Below are 12,191 nucleotides of genomic sequence, written 5' to 3'. Positions count from 1 at the left end.
CTGTTTTGGCGTTTCTAAATACCAGCTATTAATTTTCTTTCATAATGCCAATTGTGTCAAGTATGGATTCCAGCTTCATACCGCGGGATGCCTTAAGCAGCACAATTGTATCTTCCTGCAGAAGCGGCAAAAGTGATTCTGCTAAGGAAGCTTTATCTGGAAAGTGGGCACTTTGAATCGTTTGATCTGTTATTGCTGCTGAGACTTCTTCTGCATCTTCCCCAATTGTGAAAACATAAGCCGATTTTGCTGTAATAACATCGGCAACTTCGCGATGGTAGCGTTTTGATTCGGCACCAATTTCGTAAATATCTCCGAGCACAAGAATTTTCCTTTCAAACGGAAGCTCCTGTACGGTCTGGATAGCAGCTTTCATAGAAGTTGGCGATGCGTTATACGCATCATTGATAATCTTGCTTCCATTTTTTCCTTCCAGCAGTTCCATCCGCATCCCTGTCATTGCAGGAGCGTGCAATGCCTGTTGAATTTGACTCTGACTTACGCCAAGCTGTGTCCCGAGTATAATTGCATAACCCGCATTTCGTACATTATGCGCACCGAGCAAAGAAAATGAATAACTTTCGCCGTTTACGGAAAAAACAGTTGCATTACCACCTGTCTCTTCAATTACCAACTTCTGCGCGTTCTGTTCTCCAAAACCGCATGTTACGGTATGTTCCTTCTCGTGATGGAAATCTAGTAATGACTCGTCTCCATCAATGATTAAGGTTGACTTTTCTCCCATTCCGGCAGTTATCTCACTTTTCGCCTTGGCAATACCTTCTCTGGAACCGAGATATTCGATATGAGATTCCCCAATATTCGTAATGATTGCATAGTCCGGCTGTGCAATGTGGGACAAGAGTTCAATCTCACCAAAGTTGCTCATTCCCATTTCCAATACGAGCACCTCGCAGGATGGCTGCATGGACAAAACGGTGAGCGGTAAGCCGATATGATTGTTGAAGTTCCCCTTTGTCGCGAGCACATCATATTTCTCACTCAAAACACTCGTTACAAGGTCCTTTGTCGTTGTTTTACCATTTGAACCGGTAATACCTACAACAATTGGATCAACTGCTTCCCGATGTGCCTGTGCCAGTTTCTGCAAAGCTTCCAATGTGTCATCAACAAGAAAGAGCACAATGTCAGCAGCTGCCTGCGGAACCGGTACGGAACGGTCCCACAGTGCTGCTGATGCTCCTTGTGCTATTGCCTGCTCGATAAAGTTATGGGCGTCAAAACGCTCCCCGCGAATCGGAACGAATAAGCTTTCTGGCGCATCCATTCTGCTATCGGTATTAACTAGGCTGATTGCAAATTCCTGCTGCTTCGTTGCATCAGGAAATAAATCGTATAGAAACTCACTTGAAAATAGCATCGTTATTCTCCTACCCCCGCGCGTTTTATTGCTTCTGCAGCAACAAGGCGATCGTCGAAGTCCAGTACTTGATCTCCAACGATTTGATACGTCTCATGGCCTTTTCCCGCAATAAGAACTATATCGTTCGCTTCTGCAAGCTCTACCGCACGCTTAATAGCTTCTGCTCGTTCCGGCACGACAACATATGCTTCCTCGTCTAATTCGGCAATCATATCTTCTATAATCGCATGAGGATCCTCTGTCCGCGGATTATCGGCTGTAAAGATAGCTGTGTCAGAATATTGTACTGCGGTTCCGGCCATTAACGGACGTTTTGTTTTATCACGATCTCCGCCGCAGCCTACTACTGTAATTATCTTACCCTTCACGAATGATTTTATCGTAGTCAGTACATTTTCCAGCGAATCAGGGGTATGCGCATAATCGACGATAACACCAAAATGCTGGCCAGCCGCAACTGGTTCGAATCGTCCTGCTACTCCTGTAGTCTCATGCAAGGCACTGCAAATCGTCTCAAAAGGTACTCCGCTGCATAGTGCGGTCCCAACAGCTGCCAGCATGTTGTATACGTTGAATTTGCCCATTAATTTGCTATGGATTGTCGCTTCGCCTTTAGGCGTATGCAAGCGGAAAGATGTTCCATTGGCAGCAAGTTCAATGTTAGTCGCCATAATATCTGCTTGCTTTTCAATGCCATAGCTGCAAACCGGCTGTGCTGTTGATTTAATTAAAGCGTCCGCATAACGATCATCTGTATTAATAACCGCAAATTTTGGCTTATTTGGATCGAATGTATTGCCAAGCTGAGAGAATAACAAACTCTTCGCATGGAAATAGTCCTCAAAGCTATTGTGATAATCCAAATGGTCTTGAGACAAATTTGTAAATACAGCAACATCAAAATCCGTTCCGTGTACCCGCCCCATATCCAAAGCATGAGAAGAAACTTCTATAACTGCCGTATCTACGCCTTCCTCGACCATTTGCCTGAAACCTTTCTGCAGAAATAGTGCATCAGGTGTTGTATTTTTAACCGGATAGGCTTGCTCTTTGATTTTCATCTGAATTGTGCCAATAACGCCAGTCGCTTCCGCATTAGCACGGAAAATACTCTCCAACAAGTAAGTCATGCTCGTCTTTCCATTGGTACCAGTAATCCCGACGACACGCATTTCTTTTGATGGGTGACCATAAAAGTGAGCCGCCAATGCAGCCGACGCACGAAGCGTGTCTTTCACCAGGATGACAGGTACGTTTACATCAAGCGGACGTTCCGCAAGAATTGCTGCTGCTCCTTGTTTCTCTGCTTGACCGGCAAATCGATGTCCATCGACAAGCGCTCCGTTTATACAAATAAATAGATTGCCAGATTTGACATTCCGAGAATCAATCGTCAAGCCGTTAATATTAACCTGTTCATGTTCCGCCTGCGGTTCATAGAATGGCAGTGCGGATAATAGTGCTGCCAGTTTCAAAATTGCCACGTCCTTCATTTATCCTTGCGAAAAGATGTTTGATTTTATAAGGCTGCTTGCCAAAAGACCTTATTATACTAGTCTAGATTTTATACCAAACATCATTATACCAGAATTTATGTCTGCAGGAATGGTTCATCCGATTTATTCCGGCGGGTTTTCCGACAAATACAGCCGTACTGTCGACTCTGCCTCCACCTTTGTACCTGCTTTTGGCTCTTGATCAATAATATACTCACCAGAACCGCTTACTTCTAATTGAAGTGTGGTGTAATATTCCGTCAATTCCCGTTTTTTCATACCAATGAAGTTTGGTGCTTCCAATGGCGGTTCCTCTGGCCAGCTGTATGATTTCTCAAGGCCATCTGTCTGCGGCTCTACTCCCATAGAACGTAAGCTGTCTTCCAAGATATCGCCAACAATTGGCGCAGCTACCTTACCACCGAATTGGATGGTGTCTTTCGGGTTATCGATAGCAAGATAAACAACAATCTCTGGATCATTCGCCGGCGCAAATCCAATGAAGGAAAGAATATAGTTGTTATCCATATATTGACCGTTGGTACCAACTTTTTGTGCTGTTCCGGTTTTTCCGCCAATTCGGAAGCCTTCACGATAAGCACCTCGCCCCGTCCCCTTCGCCACAACTGTTTCCAAGGCTAAGCGGACCTGCTCGGACGTGTCTTCTGATACAACACGTCGCTTCATTACCGTCTCAGTCGCCGTTTCGGTCTCATTTGTCACAGGTTTTTTCCATGAATCGGCAATATGCGGCTGATACAAATAACCGCCATTGATTGCGGCTGATACACCCATCACTTGCTGGATAGGTGTTACGGAAACTCCTTGACCAAAAGAAGTGGTTGCTGTTTCTACTGCGCCAATTTTTTCTGGGTTAAATAGTATCCCTTTTCCTTCTCCTTGCAAGTCAATCCCTGTCTTCTCTCCAAATCCGAAATCCTTGATATACGAAAACAAGCGGTCAGTTCCGAGCTTTTGGCCTAAAGAAACGAAACCTGGGTTACAGGAATTTTGCACAACTTCCAAATACGTCTGGTCACCGTGTCCGCCTCGCTTCCAGCAATGCAGCGTGGCACCATCTACTTTTATTGATCCGCTGTCGTGAAAATGGTCTTCCTCCAGGTCGACTACTTTTTCTTCCAAAGCTGCGGCAAGGGTAATAATTTTGAACGTACTTCCTGGTTCATACGAACTCCAAATCGGCAAGTTTCGGTTATATGTGTCTGGGTCTGTTTCTTTGTATTTCTCTGGATCAAATGAAGGCCGGGAGGACATTGCCAAAATTTCTCCATTGTCCGGATCAACTGCCAATGCAATAGCGCCGTCTGGATTGTACTTTGCTTCCGCGTTGTTCAGTTCACGCTCCACAATCGTCTGGATATCCGAATCAATGGTCAGCTGCAAGTCTTGGCCATCCGTTGGCGGCTGATAAACATCCGCCATATCCTCCAGTCGATGTCCTTTAGCATCAGAGAAGAAGGACAGACTGCCTGCTTCTCCGCTTAGTTCTTCATCATAATATGCCTCCAGCCCCATTAAGCCTTGGTTATCAATACCACTGAAGCCGAGTACATGAGATAAATAATCACCGTTTGGATAGTGGCGCTTCGAATCTTTGGCGATATAAACACCTTCCATATTCAGCGCCTGAATTGCTTCTGCCTGCTCTTCGGTTATTTTCCGTCCTTCTGGATGAATTCTCTCAATAGATGCTTTCTTGGTCACATGCTGCATGGCCTTGTCCTTTTTCATTCCAAGTATTTGTGAAAGTTTTGCTGCTGCTTCCTCCGGATCTTTAATTTGACGCGGTACAACCATGACAGTAGGTGCCGACACATTCTCCGCCAGTACATCTCCGTTTCGGTCTAAAATCCTTCCTCTTTCCGGTTCGAACGTAATATTTCGGCTCCAGGAATCCTCCGCTTTATCCACTAAGTCTTTGCCAAGAACAAACTGGACATATGCCAACCGGATTCCGATAATAAGGAACACGATAAAAGCCAAAATAAAAACAGTGACTAACCGCTTGCGCATCGTAACATTGGATACTCTCTTCATACAAATCTCTCCCTCATACACAAAGGTAGGCTTGTATCCATGTTATGACGGTACGCAAGTGGATAGACCACTGTTCATTATCCTTACGTCGAAAATTCGACAGCAAGGTAGTCGTTTTTATTCAGTTTTGTGCCTTTTTTGATGCTTTGTATCTTCGCATAACCGCTATCGATTGTTTCTACATCAAGCTCCAGCAGTTCACTTAGTTCCAATACTTCTCGCATCGACCAGCCCGTAATATCTGGCATCGTCGGTTGATCAGTTACGATAATCGCACGCTGTCCCTCGATCACTTTCTCTTCGTCATCCACACTCGTTTTGGCAACATCTTCTCCGTCACCTATTACGACAACTTCCATACCTGCATTTTCAAGTGCTTTCTTTGTTGCCCGAGTGGACATGCCATCCATATTAGGAACCCGTTTCTCCGTAATTTCTTCCTGATTGTTCGTCTGATCAGGGCTGATATCCATATAATGCAGCGCATTTTCCATCACGTTTTTAAAGATAAACGAAGTAGGTGCAGAGTCTGCTTCGCTTGCTTCTAATTCAGGCTGCAGCACTGACACATACATTACTAATTCTGGATCATCAGCCGGAGCCATGCCTAGGAAAGAAAATAGATAATTCCCCTTCCCATCCATATAACCGCCATTAGGTGATGGAATCTGTGCCGTACCAGTTTTTCCTGCTACACTATAATCGTCCAGTTTATACGGTTTTCCTGTTCCATGCTCAGAGGTAACCACTGACTCAAGTATCTTCAACGTCTCATCAGCCGTTTTCTTGGAAATTGGGTTGCCTTGTACTTCTGTTTTCTTTTGTTCAACCACTTTGTCCGTATCCGGATTGACGATTTTGTCAATAATATGCGGCGTTACCATCTTGCCATCATTAGCAATAGCAGTAGCCGCTGTAATCATTTGAATTGGTGTTGCCGTTGTACCTTGTCCAAATGAAGTGCTAATTTTCTCTGACTGGTAGTTGTACAAAATCGTACCAGGTATTTCTCCTGGCAGATCAATGCCTGTCTTCTGGTCAAAGTTGAATTTTTTTAGATATTCTAAGAAGGTATCTTCGCCAATCTTCTTATCCACGAGATTTGCGACCATGACGTTAGAGGATCGCTGCATACCTTCTAAATAAGAGATTGAATCCCAGCCTTTACCGTTATTCCAGTCGCTAATTGTAGCTGTATCATCCACTTTGTACGTACCAGACTTATATTTTTCATCCGGATTCCATTTTCCTTCCTCTATCGCAGATGCTACCGTGAACATCTTCATCGTAGAGCCAGGCTCCATGGGATTGGAGATACTATCATTATACCAGTTTTCAACATTTTCCGGGTTGTTCGGGTCATAGCTGGGCCGGTTGCTCATTGCGACAATTTCTCCGGTCTTCGGATTCATGACGATGGCACTGACTTTTTTCGGATTGTATTTTTCATCAACTTGTGTGAGGGTGTCTTCCAGTAATGTCTGGATTTTCTGATCAATTGTCAAGTAGACATTGTCTCCATCATGAGCTGCCTGCACTTGTTCGTTCGGATTGATTAATTTTGTTCCATATCCATCACGCTCGTACGATATTTTGCCGTCTTTGCCGGCGAGCTGATCATTGAGCTGCTGTTCAATCCCGGTCAATCCTGTAATAACACCATCTTTTCGCTGTGCCAATCCAATGATTTGGGAAGCAAACGTTCCATTCGGATAGAAGCGCTTCGCTTCTTCTGTAAACTGTATGCCCGGCAAGTCAAGTTCTTCAATCTCTTTCTTTTGATCTTGTGACAGGCCGCTGCCTGCTGCACCAAATTCCACTTGCCATAAATCATCATCAATGCCCTTCTGCAGACGTTTCTCTAAATCTGCAGCATCTGCTCCTATTATGGGAGCAATTTCTTCAGCTGTTTTGTCTACATCGGTCACATGAATTGGATTATCTTTATCTGTGGAGTATTCTTCCGTAACGATGGCATAAATAGAATAAGTTGGCTGATCGTACGCCAACTCCATTCCATTACGGTCCAATATCTTCCCGCGCGTCGCTTCCAGCTTATACGCATCGGTTCGTTTATCTGCCGCATACTCTATTAAATTTTCCCCTGCCACTTCCCCAGAGGCCTGGATGAATAAGAAGCGTCCAGCTAAGACAAGAAAGAGCACGGAAAAGATAGATAAAAGAGCAATCGTCATCTTTTGTGTCGTCTTGTTCTTTTTCATAGTGATAACAACCTCGCTTATTCAGAGACTTTATTTGCCTCTTTTACTTTCGTGCTCTGTACCTTCAAGCCAGCATCACGCGCGATATCAATGATGCGTTCCGGTTTGCTCAATTCCTTCACTTCATAGGTGAGGTCTTTGTTGGCAACTTGCTGGCGATCGATCTTGGACTCCAGTGCTTCCAAGTCACTATTGACGTTGTACGTAGATGCTGCGAAAGTTACGAAATAAGCTGCCGCAGCCAAAATGATTAAGCCGAAGAATGCATAGAGAACCTTCTCTCCTGGCGTAATCCACGTTTTTTTATGAACTTTTACTTTTACTTGCCGCTTCGGCTGCTGCGGTCTTTGCGCCGGACTTCCTTGCTGCCAGCTTCTAGCTCTTTCTGCACTCAAGCTTATTCCTCCCCTGTACTAAAATTCAAATTTTGAACTCCACGGTTTTATTTTCTCTGCTACGCGGAGTTTTGCGGAACGAGATCTTCTGTTATCTTCTAGTTCCGTCTCACTTGCAACAATCGGCTTTCTTGTAACAAGAGCAAATGGTGCCTTACTGTCTTCCGGTAATATTGGGATATTACGCGGTACAGGAAGCGGCGTACTCCAAGCTTTAAACGCTTGCTTGCACATTCTGTCTTCCAATGAATGGAAGGTGATAACTGACACCCTGCCTCCTATTGCTACAATTTCAGCAGTTTGCTGCAGCGCATCCTGAAATGATTGCAGTTCATCATTTACTGCAATTCGGATTGCTTGGAAAATCCGTTTGGCCGGATGGCCGCCTTTTCGTCTTGCAGGTGCAGGAATGGCCTCCTTAATCACTTCTACAAGTTCAAAGGTTGATTCAATTGGTTTCAATTCTCGTCTGTTCTCTATTTTTCTTGCAACTTGCTTGGAAAATTTCTCTTCGCCGTAGCGGAAGAAGATCCGTACAAGCTGCTCGTAAGACCACGTATTGACCACCTCGTAGGCAGACAGTGCCTGATGCTGGTTCATGCGCATGTCCAGCGGCGCATCGTGCTGATAGCTGAATCCTCTCTCTGCCTGGTCAAGCTGAGGTGAAGAAACACCAAGGTCAAATACAACCCCGTCTACTTCTGTCACACCTCTTGCTTCCAGCTCACTCTTCAAATCACGAAAGTTCGCTTGGATATATTCGATTCGATCGCTGTATTCTGCCAACCTCGCCGATGTGGCCTCTATGGCTTGCTTGTCCTGATCAAATGCATACAGCTTTCCTTTATCAGACAGCTGCTTCAAAATCACTTCCGAGTGACCGCCTCCACCTAGGGTGCAATCGACATATGTACCTTCTGGCTTCACAGCGAGTCCTTCAATTGTCTCTCTGTTCAGCACACTATAATGTTCAAACAAGCTCTACATCCTTTCGGCTGCCATCAAATATCGAAATCAAGCATATTCTCAGCAATTTCAGCAAAAGATTCTTCAGATTCATCGAAATAGGAATTCCATTCGCTCTCCGCCCAGAATTCGATCCGTCCAGACACGCCGATAATAGCAACGTCCTTCTCCAGCTTCGCATATTTCCGGAGCGGTGCAGGAATATTAATCCTTCCCTGCTTATCAAGCTCGCATTCCACTGCTCCTGAAAAGAAGAAGCGTGTGAATGCCCGGGCATCCTTTTTGGTCAATGGCAGCTTTTTTAGTTTTTCTTCTAAGAGTCTCCATTCCTCCATAGGGTAACCAAACAAACATTGGTCCAATCCGCGCGTAAGCACAAACCGCTCACCTAAGTCCTCGCGGAACTTTGCAGGCACGATAATACGTCCTTTCGTATCGACCGTATGCTGGTATTCCCCCATGAACATAGACTCCGCCCCCACTTTCCATTTTCATAGTACCACATCCCCCCACATTTCACCACCTTCATATTCACACTTTTTACTAGCATTTTCTCCCGTACTTAGCGGTTTTTCGGAGTTAACTGCACAAAAAAACGTGCTTGGTCGTCGACCAAACACGCTTCCTGTGTCTTCATACCGAAACAATATAATGTTCGGTAGTAAAATCATAGTTTTTCTGCCATAATTCACGCCAAATCCCCACTCCGGAAGTATTCCAGATTGCAAATACGTTTAACGTCCGCTCCTGCAGCCCCTGTTCAGGATGCAGTGCAGCTTGCACATGATCAAAATGCGACAGCGCTACATGGTGCTGCTCTTTAATCCTAGCTTCCATTCTGCCTACAAGAAAATCAATATCTTCTTCCAAATGAAGCAAATTTTTATCGGCAAGCCGTCCTAGATCATCGGCAATGGCAGCAGCACTTTGGCGAAGCGGCATATGCAAGTCTGCCATTGCTTGTTTGACTTGCTGTGATAAAACAGCGAGCGGTGGCTGCTGCTGTGCGGCCAAATACTGAAGCTTTTCGGCATTTACTCCGCCTGCGATTGCTTTTTTCTTATTCAGCTGATAACGATGCAGCAATTTTTCTGTCTTACTGTCCAGCATCGTAAACGACAGTCGCGGCATAATCGGCGGCATTTTATAACCGACGGCATGGAATCCAGCTTGCAGATTCGACCAATAAGAAATCTCTCCAGGACCAGCAATAAAAGCTAGCACTGGGAGAAGGTAATCCTGCATAAGCGGGCGTGTTACCACATTATTACTAAGTCGTTCCGGCGCAGCTTCTGCCATTTGCAGCATCTCGTCCTCGGTGAAGACTGCTTCATCTGCTTTCCCGCGCCATTTACCTTCTTCATCACGAATCAAGAGAGTTCTTTCGCCATCAATATAACAGAAGAGATTGGCATCCTCTATTTCTGGCCCTAACGTATTCGAATAGCCTTGCTGCTGCAGCTCTTGTGCGGTGTTATACACCCCTGCACTTATTTCCTGCTGTTTTTTGATTAGCTGCTGGAAAAACGGCCTTTCAATTCGACGAAGCTCTTTATCACCGGAATCCAGTAAAATCAGACCAGAATCACGATAAAGATGGTGGATAAGTCTCGCAAAGAAGTCGACAAAAGTATCAGATTGGTCCAGCAATCCGCTAACAATACTGTGGATATCCTTCGTAACAGCTGTCTCTGGTAAAGCAGCAATCACTTCCTGCAGAAAGTTATGCGTTAGCTCTTTATCAAGCACCACATCGGAAGCTGCCACTTTTTGTGTGAGCTGCTGTTTCCATTTGAACTTATGTAAATGATGTTGTTTCGGAAGATAAATATGGTTGATTTCTTCTACATCATGGTCTTCTCCGGCAATCCAGAATACCGGAATAACTTTTGTTCCGAGCTTTTCACTCTGCTGTGCAGCAAGCGCGATAATAGAAGTAATCTTATGCAGCGTCAATAACGGACCTGTAAACAAGCCTGCCTGCTGCCCCCCAACTACTGTAACGGTATTAGGATCCATCAGAGCTTCCGTGTTATGAAGCGCCTTTTCATCAGCACCCCACTCTTTATTTCGTTTATATAGCAAATCAGCCAGTTCTCCTCGCGGAAAGCTGCGTTCTTTCAACTCTTGCTGCCGGACTTTGTAGCTATCCTGGCGAAATGGTGCGTAATCGAATTTATCTATAACAGAAGGATGCTCTGCCCGATAATCGGTCACCAATTTATTCGGACTTTCCAGTCTCATTGGTTGTATTACCATAGTAAGTACTCCTTTGTTTTAATTAACAGTTATTATTATATGTATTATTGCCTGATGAATGTAACGATAATGCCTGCTGCGAGCAGCAGTACATACAGCGGAGCAAACATTAAGAAGCAAATGCGCAGAAACATACGCCAAATATGCTTGAAAACAATCTCGCCTCGGTATTTGTAATGCATAAATACGATTAGCATGAACAATACTGCAAGAAATCCTATCATATAACCGATTACAGCTTGCTGTAAAATGATTTGCAACATGATCATCACAGAAACAATGTAAAACACGGCAGTCGTTTGCACCGTATGCAGGAAAGCATTCCGTCTTTTGCGAATAAATTTGCGAACGATAAGAAAGTAAATCCAAGTTGCAAGCGGTGGAACTGTAATGGCTGCCGCCAGAAGGTAAGCAATAAAATGCGTCATAAGCTAGTCCTTTCTTGCTGTCTTGTAAGTCCAATTATACTATAGTAGACAAAATCCGTATAAGGAACGGCTCGGTTAGCGTGCTTCTTCACATATCCTGATATGGATTCCACTTCGGTTTTTCTGCCTGCTTCGATATCTTTTAACATGGAGGAACGATTGTTCTTGGTGGTCATTATCACTTGGCGTACATACGCCCATTGTTCCGCGAAATGGAAACCCAGTGCTTCCGCTGCTTCTTCACATAATTTTTCCGCTATCACACAGAAAGCAGGACAATCAAGAATCTCCCCATTTTTCACACGATAGATAGCCGTCAAAGGGTTAATCACCGCATTGGCAATCAGTTTCCTTCCAAGCATACGATGCCAATCCTTCTCTAATAAAAAAGGAAAGTTCGGGTCATGCAAACGCTGTACAAGCATAGCTGCGCTGTTACCCGTTAGGTTTGCCAAACGGATTCCTGCTTTTCCGGTATGCCGCACACGATGAGAGTCTACCCGCATAGCCCCCTGCTCCACAGAACCGACAACGATCGGATAATCAAACGCCGAAGACAGCAGCATATCTGTATGAGCCATTCCATTTTGAAGAAATAAAACAGGCGCAGCTGCATGCGACACCAGTTTATCCCATACAGACTTTACGTCGTATTGCTTTGTACAAATAATATATAAATCCGTTGATTGCACAGTATACAAATCGTCTAACGGTATAGCATTTATATGTATTGTTTCCTTATCGAGGCATATTCCTTTAGAAGAAATTAACTTTGCTTGTTCGTTTGTTCTCGTCAGAAGCTGCACCTCATGGATGCTGCTGAGTTTTGCAGCTGTAAGCAGTCCGATTGCACCTGCACCGATTACAGTTATTCTCATCTCTGTCCCCCCATTTGACACATACCTAATTGTTTATTTTAGCAAGGGATTCGCCAAAAGGATATAAGAAATATATCACTTGAATTTGTAAACGTTTTCATATAT

Annotated in this window: 10 protein-coding genes; all 10 read right to left on the bottom strand. The window is 44.4% G+C overall.

Annotation, left to right across the window (positions count from 1 at the left end; translation table 11 throughout):
- Nucleotides 1–28 precede the first annotated feature (28 nt).
- The 10 genes from murF to KS242_RS07455 all read right to left on the bottom strand — a co-directional run bounded on the left by murF (nt 29) and on the right by KS242_RS07455 (nt 12,086).
- The gene (gene murF / locus KS242_RS07500) at nt 29–1,381 is read right to left on the bottom strand and encodes a UDP-N-acetylmuramoyl-tripeptide--D-alanyl-D-alanine ligase (protein WP_217323757.1); all 1,353 of its coding nucleotides are present in this window, start codon (nt 1,379–1,381) and stop codon (nt 29–31) included.
- 2 nt (nt 1,382–1,383) lie between these two features.
- The gene (locus KS242_RS07495; protein WP_254391864.1) at nt 1,384–2,859 is read right to left on the bottom strand and encodes a UDP-N-acetylmuramoyl-L-alanyl-D-glutamate--2,6-diaminopimelate ligase; all 1,476 of its coding nucleotides are present in this window, start codon (nt 2,857–2,859) and stop codon (nt 1,384–1,386) included.
- 144 nt (nt 2,860–3,003) lie between these two features.
- Nucleotides 3,004–4,938: a stage V sporulation protein D gene (locus KS242_RS07490; RefSeq protein ID WP_217323754.1), complete on the bottom strand. Its 1,935-nt coding sequence runs from the start codon at nt 4,936–4,938 to the stop codon at nt 3,004–3,006.
- 83 nt (nt 4,939–5,021) lie between these two features.
- Nucleotides 5,022–7,160, bottom strand: coding sequence for a penicillin-binding transpeptidase domain-containing protein (locus tag KS242_RS07485; protein WP_217323753.1), 2,139 nt, complete (start codon nt 7,158–7,160; stop codon nt 5,022–5,024).
- A gap of 17 nt (nt 7,161–7,177) precedes the next feature.
- Nucleotides 7,178–7,555, bottom strand: coding sequence for a cell division protein FtsL (gene ftsL / locus KS242_RS07480; protein ID WP_217323751.1), 378 nt, complete (start codon nt 7,553–7,555; stop codon nt 7,178–7,180).
- 18 nt (nt 7,556–7,573) lie between these two features.
- The gene (gene rsmH / locus KS242_RS07475) at nt 7,574–8,533 is read right to left on the bottom strand and encodes a 16S rRNA (cytosine(1402)-N(4))-methyltransferase RsmH (protein ID WP_217323750.1); all 960 of its coding nucleotides are present in this window, start codon (nt 8,531–8,533) and stop codon (nt 7,574–7,576) included.
- A gap of 23 nt (nt 8,534–8,556) precedes the next feature.
- Nucleotides 8,557–8,988, bottom strand: a complete 432-nt coding sequence (gene mraZ, locus KS242_RS07470) for a division/cell wall cluster transcriptional repressor MraZ (RefSeq protein ID WP_097040257.1) — start codon at nt 8,986–8,988, stop codon at nt 8,557–8,559.
- Nucleotides 8,989–9,154: 166 nt separating this feature from the next.
- Nucleotides 9,155–10,780, bottom strand: coding sequence for a bacillithiol biosynthesis cysteine-adding enzyme BshC (gene bshC / locus KS242_RS07465; protein WP_217323748.1), 1,626 nt, complete (start codon nt 10,778–10,780; stop codon nt 9,155–9,157).
- Between the two features lie 44 nt (nt 10,781–10,824).
- On the bottom strand, nt 10,825–11,208 hold the full coding sequence (locus KS242_RS07460; RefSeq protein WP_217323747.1) for a DUF3397 domain-containing protein: 384 nt from the start codon (nt 11,206–11,208) through the stop codon (nt 10,825–10,827).
- Nucleotides 11,205–12,086, bottom strand: a complete 882-nt coding sequence (locus tag KS242_RS07455; protein WP_217323746.1) for a 2-dehydropantoate 2-reductase — start codon at nt 12,084–12,086, stop codon at nt 11,205–11,207. Before KS242_RS07455 ends, KS242_RS07460 begins: the two co-directional genes overlap by 4 nt.
- Nucleotides 12,087–12,191 lie beyond the last annotated feature (105 nt).

This window comes from Terribacillus sp. DMT04, from assembly GCF_019056395.1.
GTDB classification, from domain to species: Bacteria; Bacillota; Bacilli; order Bacillales; family Amphibacillaceae; genus Terribacillus; species Terribacillus aidingensis_A.
The sequence above is the reverse complement of the archived record's forward strand: the minus strand, read 5'-3'. Positions and strand labels throughout refer to the sequence as shown.